The 22,198-nt window shown below is 56.0% G+C and carries 23 protein-coding genes, 1 tRNA gene, 1 pseudogene and 1 riboswitch; of the genes and pseudogenes, 21 read left to right on the top strand and 4 right to left on the bottom strand.

What is annotated here, in order from left to right; all coding sequences use genetic code 11:
- Window positions 1–241, bottom strand: a 241-nt coding sequence (tnpA, locus tag TAMC210_RS11785; RefSeq protein WP_173299233.1) for an IS66 family insertion sequence element accessory protein TnpA, incomplete at its 3' end; no start/stop codon positions are given.
- 229 nt (window positions 242–470) lie between these two features.
- Window positions 471–545 (bottom strand) — tRNA-Thr (locus TAMC210_RS11780).
- Window positions 546–672: 127 nt separating this feature from the next.
- Between TAMC210_RS11780 and priA the strand changes: the two genes are divergently transcribed.
- The 19 genes and pseudogenes from priA to rpe all read left to right on the top strand — a co-directional run.
- Complete coding sequence (priA, locus tag TAMC210_RS11775; RefSeq protein WP_173298992.1) at window positions 673–2,895, top strand: replication restart helicase PriA; 2,223 nt, start codon at window positions 673–675, stop codon at window positions 2,893–2,895.
- Window positions 2,896–2,917: 22 nt separating this feature from the next.
- The gene (def, locus tag TAMC210_RS11770; RefSeq protein ID WP_173298991.1) at window positions 2,918–3,385 is read left to right on the top strand and encodes a peptide deformylase; all 468 of its coding nucleotides are present in this window, start codon (window positions 2,918–2,920) and stop codon (window positions 3,383–3,385) included.
- A gap of 18 nt (window positions 3,386–3,403) precedes the next feature.
- Window positions 3,404–4,339, top strand: coding sequence for a methionyl-tRNA formyltransferase (gene fmt / locus TAMC210_RS11765; protein WP_254388681.1), 936 nt, complete (start codon window positions 3,404–3,406; stop codon window positions 4,337–4,339).
- Complete coding sequence (locus TAMC210_RS11760) at window positions 4,330–5,130, top strand: DUF116 domain-containing protein (RefSeq protein ID WP_173298990.1); 801 nt, start codon at window positions 4,330–4,332, stop codon at window positions 5,128–5,130. The genes fmt and TAMC210_RS11760 overlap by 10 nt, the downstream gene beginning before the upstream one ends.
- Window positions 5,131–5,205: 75 nt before the next feature.
- A complete protein-coding gene (locus tag TAMC210_RS11755; RefSeq protein ID WP_173298989.1) occupies window positions 5,206–5,901 on the top strand; it encodes a zinc metallopeptidase in 696 nt (231 codons plus the stop codon).
- On the top strand, window positions 5,891–7,243 hold the full coding sequence (gene rsmB, locus TAMC210_RS11750) for a 16S rRNA (cytosine(967)-C(5))-methyltransferase RsmB (protein WP_173298988.1): 1,353 nt from the start codon (window positions 5,891–5,893) through the stop codon (window positions 7,241–7,243). The genes TAMC210_RS11755 and rsmB overlap by 11 nt, the downstream gene beginning before the upstream one ends.
- Window positions 7,244–7,283: 40 nt before the next feature.
- Window positions 7,284–7,790, top strand: coding sequence for a hypothetical protein (locus TAMC210_RS11745; protein ID WP_173298987.1), 507 nt, complete (start codon window positions 7,284–7,286; stop codon window positions 7,788–7,790).
- Complete coding sequence (locus TAMC210_RS11740; protein ID WP_173298986.1) at window positions 7,783–8,643, top strand: sensor histidine kinase; 861 nt, start codon at window positions 7,783–7,785, stop codon at window positions 8,641–8,643. Before TAMC210_RS11745 ends, TAMC210_RS11740 begins: the two co-directional genes overlap by 8 nt.
- Window positions 8,644–8,693: 50 nt before the next feature.
- Window positions 8,694–9,365, top strand: coding sequence for an accessory gene regulator ArgB-like protein (locus TAMC210_RS11735; RefSeq protein WP_173298985.1), 672 nt, complete (start codon window positions 8,694–8,696; stop codon window positions 9,363–9,365).
- Window positions 9,366–9,371: 6 nt separating this feature from the next.
- A complete protein-coding gene (locus TAMC210_RS11730) occupies window positions 9,372–9,506 on the top strand; it encodes a cyclic lactone autoinducer peptide (protein WP_173298984.1) in 135 nt (44 codons plus the stop codon).
- Window positions 9,507–9,660: 154 nt separating this feature from the next.
- Window positions 9,661–10,740: a 23S rRNA (adenine(2503)-C(2))-methyltransferase RlmN gene (rlmN, locus tag TAMC210_RS11725; RefSeq protein WP_173298983.1), complete on the top strand. Its 1,080-nt coding sequence runs from the start codon at window positions 9,661–9,663 to the stop codon at window positions 10,738–10,740.
- Between the two features lie 12 nt (window positions 10,741–10,752).
- Window positions 10,753–11,487, top strand: a complete 735-nt coding sequence (locus TAMC210_RS11720; RefSeq protein WP_173298982.1) for an FhaA domain-containing protein — start codon at window positions 10,753–10,755, stop codon at window positions 11,485–11,487.
- Complete coding sequence (locus TAMC210_RS11715; protein WP_173298981.1) at window positions 11,488–11,991, top strand: FHA domain-containing protein; 504 nt, start codon at window positions 11,488–11,490, stop codon at window positions 11,989–11,991.
- Window positions 11,945–12,655, top strand: coding sequence for a Stp1/IreP family PP2C-type Ser/Thr phosphatase (locus TAMC210_RS11710; RefSeq protein WP_173298980.1), 711 nt, complete (start codon window positions 11,945–11,947; stop codon window positions 12,653–12,655). The genes TAMC210_RS11715 and TAMC210_RS11710 overlap by 47 nt, the downstream gene beginning before the upstream one ends.
- Window positions 12,648–13,877: an FtsW/RodA/SpoVE family cell cycle protein gene (locus tag TAMC210_RS11705; RefSeq protein WP_173298979.1), complete on the top strand. Its 1,230-nt coding sequence runs from the start codon at window positions 12,648–12,650 to the stop codon at window positions 13,875–13,877. Before TAMC210_RS11710 ends, TAMC210_RS11705 begins: the two co-directional genes overlap by 8 nt.
- Before the next feature lie 3 nt (window positions 13,878–13,880).
- Window positions 13,881–15,272: a peptidoglycan D,D-transpeptidase FtsI family protein gene (locus TAMC210_RS11700; RefSeq protein ID WP_173298978.1), complete on the top strand. Its 1,392-nt coding sequence runs from the start codon at window positions 13,881–13,883 to the stop codon at window positions 15,270–15,272.
- Between the two features lie 4 nt (window positions 15,273–15,276).
- Complete coding sequence (pknB, locus tag TAMC210_RS11695; protein ID WP_173298977.1) at window positions 15,277–17,145, top strand: Stk1 family PASTA domain-containing Ser/Thr kinase; 1,869 nt, start codon at window positions 15,277–15,279, stop codon at window positions 17,143–17,145.
- Window positions 17,146–17,179: 34 nt separating this feature from the next.
- Window positions 17,180–18,052 (top strand): ribosome small subunit-dependent GTPase A, encoded by an 873-nt coding sequence (rsgA, locus tag TAMC210_RS11690; RefSeq protein WP_173298976.1) that lies wholly within the window; start codon window positions 17,180–17,182, stop codon window positions 18,050–18,052.
- A 6-nt stretch (window positions 18,053–18,058) separates the two neighbouring features.
- A pseudogene (gene rpe / locus TAMC210_RS11685) lies at window positions 18,059–18,703 on the top strand (ribulose-phosphate 3-epimerase); the annotation flags it as partial.
- A 233-nt stretch (window positions 18,704–18,936) separates the two neighbouring features.
- Here rpe and TAMC210_RS13595 read toward each other — a convergent pair.
- Window positions 18,937–19,275: a hypothetical protein gene (locus TAMC210_RS13595; RefSeq protein ID WP_254388654.1), complete on the bottom strand. Its 339-nt coding sequence runs from the start codon at window positions 19,273–19,275 to the stop codon at window positions 18,937–18,939.
- Between the two features lie 176 nt (window positions 19,276–19,451).
- Window positions 19,452–20,060 carry a hypothetical protein gene (locus TAMC210_RS13360; RefSeq protein ID WP_217267371.1) on the bottom strand — a complete coding sequence of 203 codons (609 nt, stop codon included), beginning with the start codon at window positions 20,058–20,060 and terminating at the stop codon, window positions 19,452–19,454.
- A gap of 161 nt (window positions 20,061–20,221) precedes the next feature.
- Window positions 20,222–20,345, top strand: a riboswitch (FMN riboswitch).
- A gap of 73 nt (window positions 20,346–20,418) precedes the next feature.
- Here TAMC210_RS13360 and ribD point away from each other — a divergent pair.
- Together ribD and TAMC210_RS11670 are read left to right on the top strand one after the other, a co-directional pair.
- Window positions 20,419–21,537, top strand: a complete 1,119-nt coding sequence (ribD, locus tag TAMC210_RS11675; protein WP_173298974.1) for a bifunctional diaminohydroxyphosphoribosylaminopyrimidine deaminase/5-amino-6-(5-phosphoribosylamino)uracil reductase RibD — start codon at window positions 20,419–20,421, stop codon at window positions 21,535–21,537.
- Between the two features lie 6 nt (window positions 21,538–21,543).
- Window positions 21,544–22,191 (top strand): riboflavin synthase, encoded by a 648-nt coding sequence (locus tag TAMC210_RS11670; RefSeq protein ID WP_173298973.1) that lies wholly within the window; start codon window positions 21,544–21,546, stop codon window positions 22,189–22,191.
- Window positions 22,192–22,198: the final 7 nt, after the last annotated feature.

Below are 22,198 nucleotides of genomic sequence, written 5' to 3'. Positions count from 1 at the left end.
GTCCTATTTTGACCAGTAGGGACTGTTCTGGGGAACCTTGCTCGCTTATTTCTATTGGCAGCCACCGGTTGGAACTTTCCGGGGGAGCTGTGGTCTGGTTCTTAAACTTCCGCAGCCAGTACCATAACTGCCTGGGGCTAATGCCCTCATGGGAGGCGCACCATTCTTTAACGCTTTGCCCGCTTTCCCTGTATTCGGCTATACGAGCTTCCCACAGTTGCTGTAATTCGGCTCTGGTCATAAGGGGAAATCCTCCTCAGTTAGTTTTCTGAGGAAGATTATCCCTTAAACTCGAGCACAATGCCAAGGTGGGTAGTATTTGACGCTTACTGCTATACTTACTCTTCCAGGTTACTCCCCGGTGATGAGCCGGGGGTTTTTTGTTTTGTTCCAAGTTTTGGTATGGCACCAATTGGGCACCAACCAACGAAAGCGGCCTCCGAGATGATCCCCGGAGGCCTTGATTTTTCTGGAGCTGATGGTGGGATTCGAACCCACGGCCTGCGCATTACGAGTGCGCTGCTCTACCTCTGAGCTACACCAGCAGAACTTTTCCGAAGGCATTATACCACTGTTGGGCTGGGGAGATCAAGGTGTCGGTTCACTTTTGTCGCTTAATTTGTTATAATGACTTCATGGATAAGCTAACCAGAGGGGGTCGAGTTGGTAAAGATGCTGGTGAACGTACTGATCAACTCGACCCTGCAGCGGGTTACCAGGCCCCTGACCTATGAAGTACCTTTGTCCCTGCAAAGGGAAATAGCCGTCGGGGCGCGGGTTGTGGTTCCCCTGGGTAAGCGGGAAGTCGAGGGGATAGTGACGGGCTTCCCTGGGCACGTACGTATAGATAATCTCAAATCGGTGCGGGAGGTACTCGATAAAGGGTTTTTGCCTCCCTCTTTAATTGAATTATTACTTTGGATCAGCGAATACTATTTATGCCTTCCGGGGGAAGTCTTGCCTTTGGTGCTGCCTCCTTTGCTCAAGGGGCGCCGATATTCGTGGCGCTGGGTGGGCGGCGGGGAAGAGGAAATCGAAGGTTTGGCCTTTATTTCTCCCCTTGCTGGGGAAGTGGCTACCTACTTGGCAAGGCGCGGGGAGGTAAGTGAGCGCCAACTCCGCCGGCGCTGGCCGGCCGGCGAATTGGCAACTGCCCTTCGCGAATTGGAAGACCGGGGTTTGGCCGTGAAGTTGCGGGCGGTTGCCGGAAAGGGGCAGGAGCCGCCATGTGGCCTCCCTGAAGGAACTGCGTGTTTCGGTAAGGAGGGGGAAAAGGGGCCCAGGGGCCCTATAATAGTATTGAACCAGGCTCAAAGGGCAGCCTTGCAGCTGATTCAGTCGGCCCTGGAAAGGGAAGGGGGCAACTTCTTACTCCACGGTATCACGGGGAGCGGTAAGACCGAAGTTTATATCCGCAGCATTGCGGTGGCTCTGGAGCGGAACAAGGGGGCCATCGTCTTAGTGCCGGAACACGCCTTAATACCGCAGATGGTCGAGCGGCTGCGATGTGCTTTTGGGGACCGGGTGGTGGTCATTCACGGTGAGCTAGCCCCTCGTGAGAGGACGGCTAACTGGTTTAAAATCCGCCAGGGGCAGGCCATGATAGCTGTAGGCACCCGGTCGGCCCTTTTTGCCCCCTTTCCGAAATTGGGCCTGATTGTCATCGATGAGGAACATGCCACTACTTACAAACACGAAGCCACTCCTCGCTATGATGCTCGAGAGGTAGCTCTGAAACGAGGCCAGCTGGAAAAGGCGGTTGTCATCTTCGGGACGGCCACGCCTAGTACCGAGGCATATTTCCTGGCTTGCCGCGGCCAGCTACAATTATTGGAATTAAAGGAGAGGGTGGCGGGAAGCACTCCTCCTCGGATTAAGGTCATTGACATGCGGGAGGAGTTCCGCAGCGGCCACTTCGGTCACTTCAGCAGGGAGTTACAAAGGGAAATAGGGTCCACGCTGGCCCGGGGAGAGCAGGTTTTACTTTTTCTTAACCGACGCGGATATGCTCCCCATGTGGTCTGCCGGTATTGCGGCTATGTCCCTGCCTGCCACCAGTGTGCCGTAGGTTTGACCTACCACGCAGATGGGAAATTACGCTGCCACTATTGCGGACTGGAACAGGCCTGGCCGGATACCTGCCCCCGCTGCGGTGGTTCCCTAGCGCTCCTGGGGATAGGGACCCAGAGGGTGGAGGCCGAGGTACGGGCTTGTTTTCCCCAGGCCCGCCTCCTGCGGGCCGACAGCGACACTACCGGGTCCCCCCGGCGGTGGGCCGAAATTTACCATCAGTTTGCCTGCGGGCAGGCCGATATACTCATCGGTACCCAGACCATTGCCAAGGGTATGGACTTTGAAGGTGTAACTTTAGTGGGTGTTATTAATGCGGATTTATCCCTGTTCTTGCCCGATTTTCGGGCCCGAGAGAGGACCTTTCAGCTTCTCATGCAAGTGGCCGGCCGGGCCGGGCGGAGGGCCCGGGAGGGCAAGGTATTGATTCAAACCTTCAATCCTGAAGACCCGGCTATTATTTTTGCCGCCCAGCAGGATTACAAAGGTTTTTATCGTACCGAAATTGCCGCCCGTCGGCTTCTGCGCTACCCGCCTTTTGTAAAGCTGGCCCGCCTTGGATTGATAGGGCCCTACGAAGGAGAAGTCATCAGCGCGGCCCACGCCTTGGCGAAGGTCCTCCAGGAAGCGGCAACAGGCATAGAAGTATTGGGGCCAGCGCCGGCCGCGATCGCCAGGATAAGGGGCGAATATCGGTGGCAGTTGACTCTTAAGGCTCCTTCCTGGCAGCAGATAAAGCGCGGGCTAGATAAAGGCTTGGCCCATTATAGGGTTCCGGCAGGTGTTAGGCTAATAAAGGAAATAGGGCCGGTTACCATGTGGTAAGCCCAAGGGGAGGCAATGGCCGGTGGCAGTTTATAAAATCGTAACTTTGGGGGAGCCGGTGTTGCGGGAAAAGGCCCAGCCGGTAACCAAGATAACTCCTAACTTGTTAAGACTCATAGATAATATGGCCGAAACTATGTATTTTGCTCCGGGGGTGGGGTTGGCTGCCCCTCAAATTGGGGTAAGTAAGAGGGTTATCGTGGTTGATGTCGGCGACGGCTTGGTAGAGCTGATTAATCCGGAAATTATAGCCGCGGAAGGTACAGAAGTCGGCATAGAAGGGTGCCTCAGTATACCGGGAGTTCAAGGTGAGGTACCGCGAGCGGCCAGGGTAGTGGTAAGGGGATTGGACCGCTACGGGCGAGGAAGGGAGTACAACGCCCGGGGGCTTTTTGCCCGGGCGTTGCAGCATGAGATCGATCACCTGGATGGAATTCTCTTTATTGATAGGGCGCTGCGCTTGTTTAAAGACGATCAAGAGGGGAGATAAATCCTGCGCTTGGTATTCATGGGCACGCCGCAGTTTGCGGCGGTTTCGCTACAGGCCTTGTTAGACAGCAGTCACCGCGTAGTAGGAGTAGTAACCCAGCCGGACCGGCCTAGGGGGAGGGGCCGCAAGATGGCTTTTTCTCCCGTCAAGGAGAAAGCCCTGGAGTACGGTTTGCCCCTTTTACAACCCCGGGACTTAAAGGATCCAGAATTTCTGGCAGCCCTGGGCAGCTGGGAGCCGGAATTAACAGTGGTGGTGGCCTTCGGCCGCCTTTTGCCTCGTGCTGTATTAAACTTGCCTCCCCGAGGCTGTATCAATCTTCATGCCTCTTTGTTGCCCCGGTATCGAGGTGCGGCCCCCATCCAGCGGGCCATCATGGGCGGGGAAAAGGTAACAGGGGTTACCACTATTTATATGACGGAGGAATTGGATGCGGGCGATATCATCCTCCAGGAGAGGGTAGACATTCCGCCGGAAATGACAGCGGGAGAACTGCACGATGAGCTGGCGGTTGTGGGTGCTCGTCTGCTGGTCCGTACCGTCGACTTGATCGCTGCCGGTCGGGCGCCGCGTTTTCCCCAGGAAGACGGCCAGGCCACTTATGCGCCTCCCTTAAAGCCGGAAGAAGAAGAGATTAAATGGCAGGAAAGGGCCGACAAGATAGTCAATTTAATCCGCGGAATGAACCCCCTTCCCGGCGCCTTTACCTGGCGGGAGGGCCGGCGCCTTAAGATTTTTGGGGCGCGGGTTCTGGAAGACGAGGGAGAAAGTTCGGTTGGCGGGCGGCCGGGAGAAGTAGTGGCTGTCCGGCCCCGGGAGGGGTTTGTGGTCCAGGCTGGCCAGGGGCAGGTGTTAATTACCGCCGTCCAGCCCCCGGGGAAGAGGATTATGACTGCGGTTGAATACTTGAGGGGATACCCCCTCAAGGTGGGGGAGCAGTTGGGATGCGAATAAAAAAGAGGCTTTTTTTGGGATTGCTGGTGCTGAGCCTGGCCTTTGTGGTGCTGGCCTTCTGCGGGGGATGGTATCTTCTCACCCACCGGACAAGCATTTTTAACCAGCTCTTGCTGACTTTGGGTGCTATCACCCTGGCCTTGGTGGCCTTAACGGTGGCCCTGGGAATAGCCGGCCTCGTCCTTATCCTCTGGCGTCATCATCACGTTCCCTTTTTGCAGCATTTAGGCCTGGTCGTGGCCAACTGGCTATTTCCCCTGGCTTTGAGCCTAGGAAGATGGTTGGGCATAAATAGTGACACCATAAAGGCATCCTTTATTGAGGTGAACAATCAGCTGGTACGCCTGCAGGGGGTAAGAGTCAAACCGGAGGAAATACTGCTGTTAGCACCCCATTGCCTGCAGCGGAGCGATTGTCCCCACAAGATTACCATTGACGTTTTCAACTGCCGGCGCTGTGGACGCTGCAGTATCGATGCCCTTCACCGCCTGGCCGAAAAGTACGGGGTACGCCTGGCGGTGGCCAGTGGGGGAACTTTGGCGCGGCATTTTGTCAAGTCCTATCGCCCGCGAGCAGTAGTGGCCATTGCGTGTGAAAGGGATCTAACCAGCGGAATCCAGGATACGCAACCCCTACCGGTTCTGGGGGTGGTTAATCGGCGGCCTCAGGGTCCCTGCCTCAATACCCAGGTGGACTTGGCTCAGGTGGAAGAGCTCATCCGCTTTTACCTGGACCTTGGGGCGAGTGTACCTGCCCCCCTGTCCGGTACTTGGGAGAAAATCCAGGCTTAGGTGCCAGTATTTACACGGTATGGGCGGCATAATATAATTTCTGGTGGAGGTCCTTAAAGTAAAGGAGGGCTGGTGATGTTTTATCCCATCGATCCCACCTTCATCCTGCTCATCCCGGCGATTATTCTGTCCCTCTACGCCCAATTTAAGGTCCAGTCGGCCTTTGAACGCTATTCCCGGGTGGCCTCCCGGCGCGGTTTGACCGGGGCCCAGGTGGCCCGAGATTTGCTGGACCGGGCGGGGCTCCACAACGTGAGAGTTGAGATGGTCCAGGGCTTTCTTTCCGACCACTACGATCCTCGGGGGAAGGTTCTGCGCCTGTCTCCACCGGTATACCAGAGCAGTTCCCTGGCATCCTTGGGAGTAGCGGCCCATGAGGCGGGCCATGCCCTGCAGCATCGGACGGGCTACCTGCCCTTACAACTGCGGTCGGCTTTGGTACCGGTTGTTTCCTTCGGTTCCAATCTCGCCATCCCTTTGTTGTTAATCGGTATCCTCTTGGGTCTGCCTTCCTTGGCCCGTCTCGGTGTGTATGCTTTCACCCTGGTGGTGCTGTTTACCCTGATCACCCTGCCGGTGGAGTTTAACGCTAGCCGCCGTGCTATTGCTCTGCTGGAAAACGGCGGGTATTTGACGGGCCAGGAATTGGTAGGAGCCAGGGAAGTATTAAATGCGGCGGCCCTTACCTATGTAGCAGCAGCCCTGACTGCCGTTCTCAACCTGCTACGCTTTATGCTTCTGGCGGGGTTCCTGGGGCGCCGTGACGAGTAGAGAAGCTGCTCTGCACATCGTATATCGAGTGTGCGAAGAAGGCGCCTATGCTAACCTGGCGGCCAATGAAGTCCTGGGGGACGCCCGGCTTGGACCCCGAGAAAGGGCCCTGGCGACGGAGATTGCGTATACAGCCATCAAGGCATGGAACACCGTAGATTGGGCCCTAGGTCTGTGTTTGGAAAAGAAAAGACTGGGGGATCTCCCCCCATGGATACGCTCGGCGCTGAGGGTGGGGGCGGCCCAATTGCTTTTTCTATCCCGCATACCCGCCCATGCGGCCCTCTACGAGACGGTTGAACTAGCTAAGAGATACGGACATAGGGGTACCGTAGCTTTAGTCAATGCCGTCCTGCGGCGCCTGTTGAGCCAGAAAGACCGGCTGCCCTATCCTGATATAAGAGAGAATCCTGTTGAACATATTGCCTTGCGTTATTGCCATCCGGCCTGGCTGGTGGCCAGATGGCTGGAGCAATTCGGTCTGGAAGAAACCGTTGAGCTTTGCGAGGCAAACAATGCACCCCCTCCCTTAACCGTCCGGGTGAACACCTTAAGAGTAGATTTGCCGTCCCTTGTGAAGCTGTTGAATAGAGAGGGGATTAGCGCGCAGCGCACTCGCTATGCCCCGGACGGTCTGGAACTGCGGGCCCTGGCGGGCCTCGAGAGGAACCCTGCTTTCGGGAGGGGGCTGTTTTATGTGCAAGATGAGGCTTCTATGCTCGTTGGATATGCCCTTTCTCCCCACCCGGGCAGTACGGTAATCGACGCCAATGCTGCACCCGGAGGTAAGACGACCCATCTGGCCCAGTTAATGGGGAATAAAGGAACCATTCTGGCGGTGGATGTCCATCCCGGCAGGCTGCAGCTCATTGAAGAAAACTGCCGCCGGCTGGGTGTAACCTGTGCAACAACGGTGCTGTCCGATGCCGGCCGGCTGGGAGAAAAGTATGCGGGGATGGCCGACTATCTCTTGGTCGATGCTCCATGTTCGGGATTAGGGGTGTTGCGGCGCCGTCCCGATGCCCGCTGGCGCAAGCAACCGCGGGAAATAGAGGAATTGCCGGCACTACAGCTTTCAATTTTGAAGGGCTCTATTGGGTGCCTGAAGCCCGGCGGTGTCCTGGTGTACAGCACGTGCTCCACGGCACCGGAAGAAAACCAGGAGGTACTGGGGCGTTTCCTGCAGGAAGCCGATTTTATGGAGTATGAGGACCTTTCGGGGTATATCCCCAATCTCCCTCCAGATCTCAAGGGGCAGGCCAAAGGCGGACAGGTTCAGTTCTTGCCGCACCGCCACGGCACGGACGGGTTCTTTATAGCCAGGTTACGTCGGAAGAACTAGGGGAAGTGGGACGAAACCGGGGTAAGGGAGGAATTTATGAATGGATCATATGCCGTGGCAAGCGCTGGTGTTTCAATCCATTCCGGAAGGGATTATTGTTACGGGCTTGGGACTAGGACTGCTGGGATATTATCCGCCTTTCAAATATGTTGTAAGCATTGGACTTATTAACTCCCTGTTTTCTTTCTTTTTGGTCAGGCGGTTGCCCCTGCCCTTTGGTTTACATACTTTAATGCACCTTGTTCTTCTCGTTTTTTTGATAAAGATAATCATCAAGAAGATAGAATGGTGGCATGCTGTAACTGCCGTCCTGTTGGGTACAGCCGTGTTAGGACTGGCGGAAAGCATCTTTATACCTGTCCTCTTACAGTTGACGGGGCTCACCATGGATCAGGTGCTCCGCGATACGTGGTTGCGAGTATTCTTCCCCTTACCCCATGAAACCGTTTTGGGAATACTAGCCTATTTTATATGGCGTCGCCGTATATCCCTACCTGCCTTTGGCACTCCGGTCGAGGGCAAAAGGGATGTGGACTCCCATGATTAAAAAGCCCGCGATTATAGCCACCCTGATCTTAATCCTGGTCGAGGCATGCCTGGTCTTACTCCTCGACCTAAACCTCATTAACGCGCCAGCTTTTCCTACCTTTACCATAAATCCGAGCACGGCCGTACAGCTCATATCGCCTCTGTTAATCATTACTTCCCTGGCCTTAACTTATTTGCTTTTCAAGTATACTGAAAAGGAGATAGAAGTTAACAACCAGCGGATTCATATTGACAACCTGCGGGAAAGCTTGGAAAACTTGCGTGCCCAGCGTCACGACTTCATCAGCCACCTCCAGGTAATCCTCGGCTTCTTGCAGCTGAGTATGGCTGAGGAGGCCAGGGATTATGTCCAATCTTTATGTTCCGAGATAAGCCAGCCTACCCGTATTATTTCCACCAACCAACCGACCCTGGCGGCTCTCATCAGGAGCAAAATGGGAGTGGCTGAAAGCAAAGGTGTAACCTGGCAATGCGAAATCACTTCGGATTTACGGGAGTTCCTTGTGCCGGGCCCTGTCATAACCCGCATTTTTGGCAATCTCCTGGACAACGCCATTGAAGCCTGTTGCCGGGAATCATCCCGGGAAAAGCGCCTCTGGCTTCGCATTTATGACAAGGACGGCGAATACGTTTTCGAGGTGGGCAACACCGGGCCGGTCATTCCTCTAACCCTACAGGAAAAAATCTTCGAACGTGGTTTTACCACCAAAAAGGAAAAGGAGGGCCACGGCCAGGGGCTGTTTATCGTTAAGAGCCTGGTAACCGGACACAACGGGAAAATTAGTGTGCAGAGCAGCGAACAGGGCACGGTGTTTACTCTATCCTTTCCCCGGTGGAAAAAAGAAAGATAAATATGGAAAAAGAAGAAGGATTTTCTTGAATTATATAGAATTACTATTCCATGATCAGTATCCACCGCATAGCCAGGTTGATGGCGGAAGGTATACTATCTTATTCTGCCGGGCAAGGGCCCGCCTCCCCGGGAGACAAGGACCCCGAGCGCCTAGAAATTGTGGCCTACGGCCTGGAGATAGCCCTGGGGGCGGTGGTAGAAGTCTTAGCCATAATAGGGGTGGCCCAATGTCTGGGAATTTTGCCGGAAACGGCTGCAGCCCTCATCACCCAGGTCCTCTACCGTTTCGGAGCGGGGGGCGCCCACTGTACAGCGTATTACCGCTGCCTGTTGAGTTCCGTAGGGGCTCTCACTCTGGTGGGGTGGGGGGGACGGCAGCTGGCCCAGACCTTGCCCGTCACTGGAGTTTTCAGCCTGGTTTTTCTTGCCTTCTTGGTTAGTCTGCCGGCCGTATGGCGCTGGGCGCCGGCGGATACGCCGGCCAATCCCATCACCAACCCGCGCCGGCGGATACTCTTGAAAAGCTCGGCCTTGGCCTTCCTTGGCGCCTGGTTGTTGTTTATGTTGGTGGAAGCGAATAGAGTAAGACCTAGCCTGCTCTATGCCTCGGCTTTGGCCGTCATGCTCCAGACTCTCACCATTACCCCGGTGGGTTATCGGCTCATGGCATTGGTCGACCAGGGATTAAGGCAGTTACTGCCCCTGGAAGGAAGGAGGTGAAGGAGCATGTGGAGGAAGGTAGCAGCCCTGGCAGCTTCCTGGATGGCCGTTCTGGCCGTGGTAGTAGCTCAGGGGAGTGTAGTTCCCAGTAGTATACTTACATTTTACCAACCCGAAGTACCCCAGGGCTTGAGAAAGTAGCACGGTTGGTCAACATATTACTTTAGTACAGTTTTTTAAACCAGGGGCAGTGTATAAAGAAGGGGAAAGTAATTCCCCTTTTTCTTTTTTGATCGGACGGGCCTGGTATATGATGGCACGGGTTTAGCTATACTAGTGGGAGACCTGGTATAATATGTACCAGGGGGGCACCATGGCTCACGGAGTGGAACTTCACGGTTTAGAGTTACATGAATTGAAGCAGCTGGTCCGTACCCTGGGAGAGGCCGAATACCGGGCGAACCAGTTGTTCCAATGGCTTCACCTTCACCGGGTTACCGACTGGGCGGCCATGACCAATATCCCCAAGAATCTGCGGCAGCAGTTGGCCGCCGTCGCTTCCCTGCCGTCGTTTAGCATTCTGCGTACCTTAGAGGATCCTGAAGATGGGACCACCAAGCTCCTGATATCTCTGCCGGACGGCGAAAAGGTGGAATGTGTGCTTATGATCTACGGCAGGGGGGGCGCAGCAAAGCGCCTTACGGCCTGCCTTTCCAGCCAGGTAGGTTGTCCTATCGGGTGCAGCTTTTGTGCCACCGGCCAGGGAGGATTTCGGCGCAATCTGACGGCCGGAGAAATCATCCTGCAGGTTGTGGCCCTGCAGCATCACCTGGAGGGCCGGGTAAACGGGGAACGCATTAGCAATGTTGTTTTTATGGGCATGGGTGAACCATTGCTGAACTGCGAGGCCGTACTGAAAGCCCGCCGGATTTTGATGCACCCGCAGGGATGGGGTATAGGCCACCGGCGGATTACCATTTCTACTTGCGGCGTAGTGCCCCAAATAAAACGTTTAGCCCTGGAAACACCTCCTCCCGAACTGGCCATCTCCCTGCATGCTACCACCGACGCGGTACGCAACAGACTAGTGCCCCTTAACCGGCGCTATCCCTTAGGCGAGCTCTTGGCCGCGTGCCGTGAGTACGCCCAAGTTACCGGTCGCCGGATAACCTTTGAGTATGTCTTAATTAAGGGGATCAACGACAGTCCGGCAGACGCGGATCGCCTGGCCTGGCTGGTGCAGGGCACGTTGGCTTACATCAACCTATTGGTATTCAACCCTGTCCCCGGCCTCAGGTTTCAGGCCCCGGCAATGGAAGATGTCCGCGCCTTTGCCGGCCGTTTGCGGCAAAGGGGCGTGGAGGTAGCCGTTCGGGAAAGCCGGGGCTGCCGCATTGGGGCTGCTTGCGGGCAGCTTAGAGCTGAGGGGGTGTAGGAGGTATACAACATGAACTGGTTGGAAAGGGCGGAAACCTTTTGGCGGCGGGTTTTTGAGGGAATATTCCAGCGGGGAGAAGGGTCTCCTCTGCAGCCGGTGGAGGTCGCCAAGAGACTGGTTCAAGTCATGCGGGATAACCGCTCCGTAAGCGTCAACCGCGTCTACGTGCCCAATATTTACTTGGTTTATTTGAGTCCCCGGGACTATGAAAACTTGTCCATGTATAAGAATGCCCTGGCCGAGGAGCTGGCGGAATATCTCCGGGACCAGGTGGAGGCGAGAAGTTATACCCTGGTAGGTGAGATAAGAGTAGAATGGGAAATAGACGAGGAATTGCCACCCGGGGAGATGCGCGTTCATGCCCGCCTGGAGGAGGGCCGGCCGGAGAAACCTTCCGAGGATACCCTGGTATATCTAGGTCAAACAGACAAGGGTCTTCGAGAAAATACAGCGGGGGAACTCCGGTTGGTGGTGGTAGAGGGGCCGGATAAGGGGCGGAGCTTTGTACTCCACCCCGGAAAACAAATTTTGGGGCGTAATCCAACCTGCGAGCTCCTCCTCACCGATGAGCAGGTTTCGCGGCAACACTGCCAGATCACGATAGAGGACAACCAGGGGATCCTTACGGACCTAGGTAGCCGTAACGGCACTTTGGTAAACGGCAAACCGGTTCAGAGGGCCCTCTTGGCTCCGGGGGACCGCATTCAGGTTGGTCGTACGGTGTTGGAAGTGCAGGTGGTTTAAATGCTGGCCCTATTAATGGTGGCCGTGCGCTTTGGGTTCTTGTTGCTGCTCTATTTGTTCTTGTTTCATGTCCTGCGCCTGTTGTATCACGACCTTTTCAAGGTCAGCCGAAGGATTCCCCACCCCTGGGCACCCCAAACTAAACCTGTAAGCAACAGGCGGTTGACTCTACAGGTGCGGGAAGCCCTCAGCGGCAATATAAAAAAAGGAGAAATTTACCCCCTTGGCGAAAACATCATAATCGGTCGTGACCAGCTGAGCGACATTGTCCTCAGTGAAACCCACGTATCGGGACGCCACGCGGCCATCACGCGCCAGGGAAACCGCTGGCAGATCCGCGATTTGGGCAGCACCAACGGCACTTATGTAAATGGCAAGCGTATCACCGGCCCCGTAGACTTAGCACCGGGCGATGAGGTGCGTATTGGAGGCGTTATTTTCGAAGTGAGGTGGGAGAATGCGGGCCGAAGTACTAACTCATCCCGGCTTAATGCGTTCCGATAATGAAGATGCCTATCTTGTAGACTTGGGGCTGGGCCTCCTAGCCGTGGCCGACGGCATGGGCGGGCATCAGGCGGGGGAAGTGGCCAGCGCCTTGGCCTTAAGGGCTTTAGGCGAAAAAATCAAAGAGCATTACCGGGGAGACCCCCTCGTGCACCTGGTGTCCGCGGTACGTTTTGCCAACCGGGTGGTTTACAGTTCGGCCCTCAGCCGGCGGGAATACCGTGGAATGGGTACTACCCTTACGGTGGCATGGGTGATAGACGATAAGGTATTATTGGCCCATGTGGGCGATAGTCGTGCTTATCTTTTCCGGGACGGTCAACTCCAGGTGTTAACCCACGATCATTCTTATGTAGGGGAGTTGGTTCGCAGCGGCGGTCTGACCCAGGAGGAAGCCAGGTTGCATCCCCACCGTAATATCTTAACCCGGGCTCTGGGTACCGAAGACGAGGTGGAGGTGGACGGGAAGGTCGTTTCTCTGATGGAAGGGGACTTGCTGCTCCTTTGTACGGATGGCCTGCCGGAAGTGGTAAGGGATGAAGAGATCGCTTTCACCGTGGGCCAGGGAGGAACGCTGAGAGAAATTTTGGAGAACCTCTTGGCCCTTGCTCTAAACCGGGGAGGACCGGATAATATAACGGTGGTGCTCGCAGCCTATGACTGAAAGGCGGCAAGAGTTTGCCCTCCTTTTGTGGCCTTCCCTCATCCTCCTCAATGGGTATCTTTACGGCTTATTACATCGAAAGGAATCGGCCGGCCTAGGGAGTCCCGAAATAACCCTTCTGATAGCTGCCTTTTGGGCCGTGCATTTTATTCTAAAGATCAGCCGGCACCGGGGGGATCAGTATTTGCTGCCCCTGGCCGCCATGCTGACCGCCTCAGGATTGGTGTTTCTTTTCAGGCTGGACCCGGACTTAGCCAGGCGTCAGGTGGCATGGAGCGTAGTGGGTTTATTGGTATTGGTGGCCGTGGTGATGGGAGGAAGGGATTACGAAAGGCTGACCCGCTACCCCTACCTGTACTTGACGGGGGGACTGTTTTTTCTGTTTTTAACGGTGATAGCCGGGACCAGGATGGGGGGAGCCAAGAGCTGGCTGACTTTAGGTTCCTTCACCCTGCAGCCGGTGGAAGCGGTAAAGGTATTGGTTGTGCTCTTTTTAAGCGGGTTCCTCGAGGAAAAGCGGGAACTTATGCTGGAACAATCCCGCTGGCGCTCTACCTGGGGCCCCTTGATTACGGCCGTTTCCCTATCGGTGTTGCTTTTGGTGTTGCAGCCGGACCTGGGCTCGGCCCTCATTCTCCTGGCCGTATTTTTAGCCATGATTTACCTGGCCACCGGGCGCCGGCGGTACATGCTCCTGGGAGGCCTTCTCTTTTTGGCGGGCTCATTGGCAGCTTATAGTCTTTTCCCCCACCTGCGGGCGCGGGTGGCTGTTTGGCTTAATCCCTGGTCGGACCCCCAGGGGGCAGGCTATCAAGTAATCCAGTCCCTCTTTTCCCTGGGGAGCGGGGGGCTGATCGGGACCGGAATGGGGCTGGGATATTCCCAGATAATCCCCCATGTGGCTACCGACTTTATTTTTGCCACCATGGGTGAAGAAATGGGATTGTTAGGTAGCGCCGGTATCGCCATTCTCTATCTTTTATTCGGCTATCGGGGTTTTCGCGCGGCCTTGAGGGCACCCGAAGGTCAGGGCACCATGCTGGCGGCGGGCCTAACCGTTCTGGTTACCTTTCAGGCTTTCATCATTATGGCGGGCGTCAGCAAACTGATGCCTTTGACGGGCGTAACGTTGCCTTTTGTGAGCTATGGCGGCAGTTCCCTGATCATAAGTTACTTGATTTTGGGCCTGTTGCTCAACGTAAGCGCTGCAGGGCGGGTGTAAGGAATGGAAAAACCTGTCCGGCTTTTGGCCTTGGTATTATCCTCCTTGTTTCTCCTGCTGATCCTACATCTCACTTACATCCAGGTGTTAAAGGGAGAAGAACTGTACTTAAATCCCTTTAATCCCCGCCTCCGGCTCCTCGAGGAAAAGACCTGGAGGGGCCAGATCAGCGGGCGTCACGGAGAAGTCTGGGCCCGCACCTACGTTACCGGGGGACGCCTGCAAAGAGAGTATCCCCTGGGGGCTGCCGCGGCCCATGTGGTGGGCTATGCCAGCCCGCGCCTAGGTATGAGCGGCCTGGAAGCTGGCTATAACGGCGAACTTTTGGGTCTTACCGGCTGGCAAGGGGTGCTCAACCGATGGCGGGAATTACAGAATACAGTCCGGCATGGCAATAACTTAGTCTTGACTCTGGATGCTTCCCTGCAGCAGTTAGCCTTCCAGCTGCTGAAGGGTTACCGGGGAGCTGTTGTGGCCCTCAACCCTCAGACGGGAGAGGTCCTGGCCCTGGCCAGCAGCCCTTCCTTCGATCCCCATGGGATAGAGAATGCCTGGGATCAGTTGAACGATGCCCGCCAGGGCAGCCCTCTCCTCAATCGAGCCCTCCAGGGCTTATACCCGCCGGGTTCTACCCTTAAGCTGATTACCGCAGCGGCGGCCCTTGGGGAGGACTACGGGATCTCGCGACGGGAGTTTTACTGCCCCGGCCATATAGAAATTGAAGGCAGGAAGCTGACTTGTCCCCGGGTTCATGGTAATATTAATTTTAATGAGGCCTTAATGTTTTCCTGCAACGTCACCTTTGCGCAGTTGGCCCTAGAAGCCGGCGCGGAGGCATTCGAACGGGCAGCTAGGAATTTTGCCCTGGGTCAGGAGCTCGATTTCGATTTAAATGTGGCTTCCTCGCGGTTCCCGGCTACGGTGAGGAGCAATCCCAATGCCCTGGCCGAAGCTGCCATAGGCCAGGGAGAATTCGTGGCAACTCCCCTTCATATGGCCCTTGTGGCGGCAGCCCTTGCGAATAACGGCCGCCTGATGCAGCCGTTCATGGTGGCAAGGGTAGAGGACGAGAAAGGGGCGGTGCTCAAGGTGACCCGCCCCCGGCTGTTAAAGCTGGCCGCCGACCCCGCCGTGGCGTTAATCATTAAGGAAGCCATGGTAGCCACGGTGGAGGAGGGAACGGGACAGAGTGCCAGGATTCCCGGTATACGAGTTGCAGGGAAAACAGGTTCCGCCCAAAACCCCCAGGGGAGGGCCCATTCATGGTTTGTGGGCTTTGCCCCGGCCGAAGCCCCTCAAGTTGCGGTGGCCGTGATTGTAGAAAACGCCGGCGCCGGTGGAGCAGTAGCAGCCCCTATAGGAGGGCAAATTATGGCGAAAGTCTTAGGGCGGTGAAGTTATGATCGGTAAAATCCTGGATGGCCGTTACGAAATCAAGGAGGCTTTGGGGGGCGGCGGGATGGCCCTGGTGTATCGGGGCCAGGACCAGCTGCTTAACCGGAGCGTTACCATCAAGATTTTGCGAGAACAGTTCGCCAGTGACCGCAATTTTGTGGCCCGGTTTCAGCAGGAAGCTCAGGCAGTGGCCAGGCTTTCCCATCCCAATGTCGTCAGTATCTATGATGTGGGGCAAGAAGAGGGATTGCATTATCTCGTTATGGAGTATGTAGAAGGTAATTCCCTAAAAGAAGTAATCGACCGGAGGGCTCCTTTGCCGGCCCAGGAGGCTGTAGACATAGCCCTGCACATCTGCGAAGCCCTGGAGCACGCCCACGAGAACGGGATTATCCACCGCGATATCAAGCCCCATAACATTCTTATTACCAAACAGGGTCGGGTAAAGGTTACCGACTTCGGAATTGCCCAGGCGGTGAGCGAGGCCACCATGCCCTATACCGGCACGCTCATCGGATCGGTGCATTACCTGGCGCCGGAACAGGCGCGTGGGGAAACCACGGGAGTCACGGCCGACATTTATTCCCTCGGAGTCGTGCTTTATGAAATGTTAACCGGCCAGGTACCTTTTAACGGAGACACGCCTCTGTCCGTCGCGTTAAAACACCTGCAGGAAGAGCCACGCCCGCCCCGGGAGCTTAATCCCGATCTTCCGCTTGCCCTGGAAAGAATTATTTTGAGGGCGCTGGCCAAGGATCCCGCCCGCCGCTATCCCAGCGCCGCCGCCTTGAGGGCGGATTTACGGGCCCTCCGTAATGTCCTGCTGGAGGAAAATTCGGCCACCCAGGAATTGCCGGGACTGGCGGCCCTGGCGGCCGATCCGCCGGAGGAGAAAAAGGGCAGGCGCCGCCCGCGGATTTGGGCGTGGGCCCTCATGGTTGTGTTTTTTTTAGCCCTGGCTGCAGGGGGCCTATGGGCCGGATTTCGCTATTACCTGGTAGTAGGGGAAACCGTGGTGCCGCCGGTGGAGGGGTTGACGGAGGCCGAGGCCCTGAATCGACTGGCGGCCGCCGGGCTTAAAGGCCAGGTAGCCGAGCGCCAAAACCATGGTGAGGTACCGCGGGGTTGCGTTATTTCCCAGAACCCCGCGGCGGGGGAAAGGATAAAGCGTTCCCGTCCCGTGATGCTGGTCGTGAGCTTGGGACCGCGGATGCGCGAAGTTCCTAATGTGGTCGGGGATTCCGAACGCGATGCCAGGACCAAACTGCAAAATGCCCGGTTTAACGTGGTTATCAGTCCCAACGAGGTCTATCATCCCACCATCGCAGCTGGTTCGGTGGTTAGCCAGGAACCTGCGGCGGGGAGCCTGCAGCCTGAAGGTAGCGATGTAAGAATTACCTTAAGTAAGGGTCCGGAACCCAAATGGATTCCCGCTCCCAACTTAATTGGTAAGACCTTGATGGACGCCCAGCAAACTCTAAGGGAAAATAAACTCGAGCAGGGAACCGTAACTTATCAGAGGAGTGAGGAGTACTTCTCAGGGGTGATAATCGACCAGGATCCGCGGCCGGATGCGCGTATTCTGCAGGGCAGCGCCGTCAATCTGGTAATCAGCCAAGGGCCCGGGCCGGCACGCCAGGAAGCAGTGGTGCTCATCGAGCCCACCGACGATAAGGAACACCACATCCGTATTGTAGTTATCGATGCTAAAGGTCCCCACGAGGAATTTAACGGCGTCCAGAAAGCCGGGGAAAAGCTGATTGCGGTAGTCCCTTATTATGGTAAGGGAACCTTACAGGTATTTCGCGATAAAGAGATGATTTTTGAGGGCCCGGTTCCGACTAAAAACATCACCTTGGACCGGGATGACTAAGGCAAGGGTCCTCGGGAAAAAAGTGGGAAGGCAGATGCGGGAAGGTATTCTGATTAAAGGGGTAGGCGGTTTTTACTTTGTTTTAAGCGAGGGGAAAATTTACCGGTGCCGCCTGCGGGGTCGCTTGCGGGTTAAGGCAGGGGAGATTTTGGTCGGCGACAGGGTTCAATTTAAAGAAACAGGGCTCGAAGAAGGAGCCATTGAAGCCGTCCTGCCCCGGGTAACCAAGCTGGAAAGACCGGCGGTAGCCAATATTGACCAGGTTATTGTGGTGTTCTCGTTAAGGGAACCGCCTCCGGATCTGGAGCTTTTGGACAGGCTATTGGTTTTGAGTATGGCCAGCAATGCTGAGCCGATCATATGCTGGAACAAGGCCGATATAGCCAGCGAGGAGTTCTTACCCTTGCCCTCCTTATACGAAAGCCTCGGCTATCGCGTGCTGGTTACCAGTGCCCGGACGGGGCAGGGAGTGGATTTGTTGCGGGAGGTCTTGCAGGGACACGTAAGCACCTTTGCGGGGCCCTCGGGAGTAGGGAAATCCTCGCTCCTTAATGCGGTGGAGCCGGGCCTAAACCTTAAGACCGGCGAAGTGAGCCGTAAGCAGGGCCGCGGGCGCCATACTACACGACAGGTAGAGCTCCTCCTGTTAAAGAACGGCGGTATAGTGGCTGACACGCCGGGCTTCAGCAAGTTGAACCTGCCGGAGATGAAGCGGGAGGATCTGGCCGCTTATTTTCCCGAAATCCTCGCCTACGAGGGCGAGTGCCGTTTTCACTCGTGCCTGCACCGTTCGGAACCCGACTGTGCCGTACGCAAGGCGGTGGAGGAAGGCGGCATTACACGACACCGGTATGCCCATTACCTCAAGTTCTTGGAGGAAGTAATCGAAACTGAAAGGAGTTACTAAATATATATGGCTCTCATAGCTCCGTCCCTGTTGGCGGCGGACTTTGGACGGCTTAGGGAAGAAGTGGCCAGCGTTGAGGCGGCAGGGGCCGATTGGCTCCATTTGGATATTATGGACGGGCACTTTGTACCCAACCTAACTATAGGACCCGATGTGGTCGCGGCCCTGAGGCCCCACACGCGGCTTCCCTTTGACGTGCACTTGATGCTTGAACGGCCGGAGGATTATATAATTCCCTTTGCCCAGGCAGGGGCGGACTGGATATCCGTGCACGCCGAGGCCTGTACCCATCTCCATCGCGTTATCCACCAGATCCGTGAGGCGGGATGCCGACCGGCGGTAGCCCTAAACCCGGCCACCAGCCTAAGGACCCTGGATTATATCCTGGAAGACGTGGATATGGTCCTCCTCATGACGGTTAATCCCGGCTTTGGAGGGCAGTCCTTTATCCCCTCCATGCTGGCCAAAATAAGGGACTTGGCTGAGGTGGTGCAGAGGAAAGGGAAGGAAATACTCATTGAAGTGGACGGAGGAATTAACGCGGAAAATGCCGCCGCCGTTTGCCGGGCCGGCGCTCGGGTTTTGGTGGCGGGGTCGGCCGTTTTCGGCTCCCTGGACCGGGAGGCCGCCCTGCAGGCCCTGCAGAAGGCGGCCGGTCAAGGGGAGAGGGAGCGCTTGACGGCCACTGCCCGGCCCGGCGGCGGGGAGACGGCTGGATCTTGGTGCGGCCGGCCGCATCCCGTGTCAACTCACATAAAAACCTTACCGAAGGGAGAAGGCTCACTCAAATAAAGACCTAACCTAAAGAGCGATAGTTGAAGGGGGTACTATGTTCCATCATCTCCCTTTAGCTTCAGAGGGTATGCTGTATATGGGTCATTGTTTTAATGGACGGCTTGATTTTGTTGAGAAGGCTCAGTATAACCTTTAGCGAGCAATTCCTCCAGTTGGCGGTGAAGTACAAGGGGATTAATAGCTTGCAGTTCGCGCTGGAATTTAGCGTTAGTATGAGGGTCTAGTATCCCGGCGTCTATTAAACGCTGCAAAGGGGTTCGAGCCGTATCATAGGTTTTGCGCACATAGGCACCTTGACGTTTCTTAGCAACTACTTTACGCATTGGTAAGAAAAGGTTAACATAGATATCCAAGTAGGCGTAGACCTGATTAAGCCAAGTAACGGCGTTAGGGGTGTCATAGCGTTCATAGCCGACGATATGCCGCACGAACTGGCGATTTTTCTGTTCAACATGGGCATTATCATTTTTGCGGTAGGGTTGGCTTCGCGTAAATGTAAGGTCATTTTGCTGGCAAAAACGGAGGAGTTGGTCATTTAAGAACTCACTACCGTTATCGGTATGGATGCCCCAAGGTTTAAGCGGCCATTCGTTAAGGATAGCCTTCAGCTCGCGAAAGACGGCGGCCTGGCTGCGGCCAAGGATGGCTCTGCGGGACTGTAACCCGTCACCACGTCGACGACGGTGATGGTGTAGGCGAAATGGCCCAGGGAAGAACCGCCATGATGCTCCACCAGGTCGACTTCCAGGGCACCGGGGCGGTTTTCATTCCAAGCATAACATTCAATTGGCACCTTGCTACGAAGCCTGGAGCCGGGTTTTGGGTGGGGCAGGGTACGTTTAGGCTTAGGAGAGCGCCATTTAGCTATTCTTCTAGCCAAAGTAGGGCGGCTAATTCGAGCCAGCTGTTCCCGTATCTGAGGAGTGAGGAGGAGCTCTCCGTGGCTGGCCAGGAGCTCAGCCGTAGAAAGGAGTACTGGATGGAGGCGTTCGGCACAAGGATAATCCAGGGCCTCCCAAACGAGCTGGATGGCCGGGAGTGCCTCCAAATACTTTAATGGTTTAGAACGCTTTTTAGCTGGCTTTTTGGCAGGAATAGGATTATTTAAGACATAGATAGCATACTTACGGTTATAGCCGAGCATCTTGACTACCTCGTCGATAATCTGGGATTTTTCGGTTTGGGAAGCGGCCTGAGAGTAACGCTGGTGCATGTTGTTTGTTTAAATACTCACGGCGACTATTTAATGACATCCTCAATACACATCCCCTCGGTAAGATTTCGCCGTGAGTGAGCCGTTCCCCCTTCGGTTATATTTTAAGTGAGTGATCGCGCATCCTTGACGCTGAGTTGTAACAAGTGTTATAATCATCCTGACGTCTTCGGGGTTAGGTGGAATTCCTTACCGGCGGTGAAAGCCCGCGAGCTGCCTGTAGTGGCAGTTGATCCGGTGCAACTCCGGAGCCGACAGTGAAAGTCTGGATGGGAGAAGGCGTCAAAGGAAGCGTTTTTGCTTGCCAACCCCGATGAGCGTTCGGGGTTTTTCTTTTTATGGGGACAGGGGGGAGCCCATGGGTGAAGCTTTTATGCGACGAGCCTTAGAATTGGCGCGGCGGGGATTGGGCCGGACCGCCCCTAATCCGGCGGTGGGAGCCGTCGTCGTCCGGAGCGGGGAGATTGTAGGAGAGGGGTACCATCAGAGGGCCGGTAGTCCCCACGCGGAAGTACATGCTTTAAGGGAAGCAGGTGATAGGGCCCGGGGTAGCACCCTCTACGTTACTTTAGAACCATGTTGCCACTACGGCAAGACCCCACCGTGCACCGAAGCCATTATTGCGGCAGGGGTAAAAAAGGTGGTGGCTGCCATGATAGATCCCAACCCTAAGGTAGCCGGCCGCGGCCTACGGCGGCTGCGGGAGGCAGGCGTAGAGGTAGAGGTGGGGTTGTTGGAGAAGGAAGCCCGGCGCTTAAATGAGGCTTTCATAAAGTACATGACCACCGGCCTACCATGGGTAACCCTTAAAGTGGCCCTAACCCTGGACGGGAAAATAGCCACCCGTACCGGGGCCTCCCGGTGGATAACCGGCGAGGTTTCCCGCCGCAAGGCCCACGAGTTGCGCAATACCTACGATGCCGTCTTGGTGGGCATCGGCACAGTACTGGCCGACGATCCGGAACTGACCACGCGGCTGCCGGGCGGCCGCGACCCAGTGAGGGTTATCCTGGACAGCAGGCTGCGCCTTCCCCTGAATGCGCGGGTAGTCAATCTTAAGTCTAGCGCCCCTACCCTGGTGGCCACTACCGAGGAGGCTCCCCAGGAACGGAGGGAAGAGTTAGCCCGGGCGGGTATAGAGACAATGGTCTTGCCTGCAAAGGAAGGGAGGGTTTCCTGGCCTGCCCTCTTGGAAAATTTGGCTCGGCGCCAGATAACCAGCGTCCTGGTAGAGGGCGGGGCCGAAGTCAACGGTTCCGCCCTGGCCCACGGAGTGGTGGACCGGGTGATAGCCTTTATTGCCCCTAAGATTTTTGGCGGAAGGGAAGCCCCCGGAGCAGTGGCCGGTCTGGGGGTATGCCGGCCGGAGGAGGCCTGGGAACTGGAGGAGGTAGAGGTAGAGCCTTCAGGAGAGGATATAATGATCACCGGACTGATTTCTCGCCAAATCCCTTTGAGGAAGAAGCGGGGAGAATAGCGCACTATGTTTACAGGTATTGTGGAAGAAATCGGCAGGGTACGGGACCTAGAAGTTCGGGGAGAGGATGCCCGGCTGGTCTTAGGCGCCCGCAAGGTTTTGGACGGAACTAAGATCGGCGACAGCGTGGCGGTGAACGGTGTTTGCCTGACCGTTGTGGAGCTGCTGGCCGATGGGTTGGTGGTGGAAATGATGGCCGAGACCCTGCGGGTTACCAATCTCGGCCGCTTGAGGCCGGGGGAAGGCGTTAACTTGGAGCGGGCCCTGCGCCTCGGGGATCGGCTGGGCGGGCACCTGGTAAGCGGCCATGTCGACGGAGTGGTTCGCATTCTTGAGCGCCGCAAGGTAGGTGCGGCCGAGGAGATAGTACTGAATCTACCCCCGCATCTCAGTCCCTATGTGGTAGCCAAAGGTTCGGTGGCACTGGACGGTACCAGCCTCACGGTAATCACCTGCCGGAGGGATAATTTCAGTGTAGGGTTGATACCCCATACCCTGAGGGAAACTGTCCTCGGCTACAAACGGGTAGGGGACGAGGTTAATATCGAGGTGGACTGGCTGGCCCGTTACCTGGAAGGGCTCCTTCGGGCCAGAAATTCCGAAGGGTCTGCCGGGTTGACTATGGAATTTCTTGCCCGACACGGGTTTGTTTAGAGGGAAG

Source organism: Thermanaeromonas sp. C210, from assembly GCF_013167955.1.
Lineage (GTDB): Bacteria > Bacillota > DSM-521 > Neomoorellales > Neomoorellaceae > UBA12545.
Note: the sequence above shows the minus strand (reverse complement) of the source record. Positions and strands in the feature narration are given on the sequence as shown.

Coding starts and splice junctions, on each gene's coding strand:
- priA (WP_173298992.1), top strand. CDS start 673: ATGCTGGTGAACGTACTGATCAACTCGACCCTGCAGCGGGTTACCAGG.
- rsgA (WP_173298976.1), top strand. CDS start 17,180: ATGCGGGAAGGTATTCTGATTAAAGGGGTAGGCGGTTTTTACTTTGTT.
- TAMC210_RS11730 (WP_173298984.1), top strand. CDS start 9,372: ATGTGGAGGAAGGTAGCAGCCCTGGCAGCTTCCTGGATGGCCGTTCTG.
- TAMC210_RS11715 (WP_173298981.1), top strand. CDS start 11,488: ATGCTGGCCCTATTAATGGTGGCCGTGCGCTTTGGGTTCTTGTTGCTG.
- TAMC210_RS11760 (WP_173298990.1), top strand. CDS start 4,330: ATGCGAATAAAAAAGAGGCTTTTTTTGGGATTGCTGGTGCTGAGCCTG.
- TAMC210_RS11670 (WP_173298973.1), top strand. CDS start 21,544: ATGTTTACAGGTATTGTGGAAGAAATCGGCAGGGTACGGGACCTAGAA.
- TAMC210_RS13360 (WP_217267371.1), bottom strand. CDS start 20,060: ATGCACCAGCGTTACTCTCAGGCCGCTTCCCAAACCGAAAAATCCCAG.
- TAMC210_RS11700 (WP_173298978.1), top strand. CDS start 13,881: ATGGAAAAACCTGTCCGGCTTTTGGCCTTGGTATTATCCTCCTTGTTT.
- rlmN (WP_173298983.1), top strand. CDS start 9,661: ATGTACCAGGGGGGCACCATGGCTCACGGAGTGGAACTTCACGGTTTA.
- TAMC210_RS11745 (WP_173298987.1), top strand. CDS start 7,284: ATGGATCATATGCCGTGGCAAGCGCTGGTGTTTCAATCCATTCCGGAA.
- TAMC210_RS11755 (WP_173298989.1), top strand. CDS start 5,206: ATGTTTTATCCCATCGATCCCACCTTCATCCTGCTCATCCCGGCGATT.
- ribD (WP_173298974.1), top strand. CDS start 20,419: ATGGGTGAAGCTTTTATGCGACGAGCCTTAGAATTGGCGCGGCGGGGA.
- TAMC210_RS11710 (WP_173298980.1), top strand. CDS start 11,945: ATGCGGGCCGAAGTACTAACTCATCCCGGCTTAATGCGTTCCGATAAT.
- TAMC210_RS11720 (WP_173298982.1), top strand. CDS start 10,753: ATGAACTGGTTGGAAAGGGCGGAAACCTTTTGGCGGCGGGTTTTTGAG.
- TAMC210_RS11705 (WP_173298979.1), top strand. CDS start 12,648: ATGACTGAAAGGCGGCAAGAGTTTGCCCTCCTTTTGTGGCCTTCCCTC.
- pknB (WP_173298977.1), top strand. CDS start 15,277: ATGATCGGTAAAATCCTGGATGGCCGTTACGAAATCAAGGAGGCTTTG.
- TAMC210_RS11735 (WP_173298985.1), top strand. CDS start 8,694: ATGATCAGTATCCACCGCATAGCCAGGTTGATGGCGGAAGGTATACTA.
- fmt (WP_254388681.1), top strand. CDS start 3,404: ATGGGCACGCCGCAGTTTGCGGCGGTTTCGCTACAGGCCTTGTTAGAC.
- TAMC210_RS11740 (WP_173298986.1), top strand. CDS start 7,783: ATGATTAAAAAGCCCGCGATTATAGCCACCCTGATCTTAATCCTGGTC.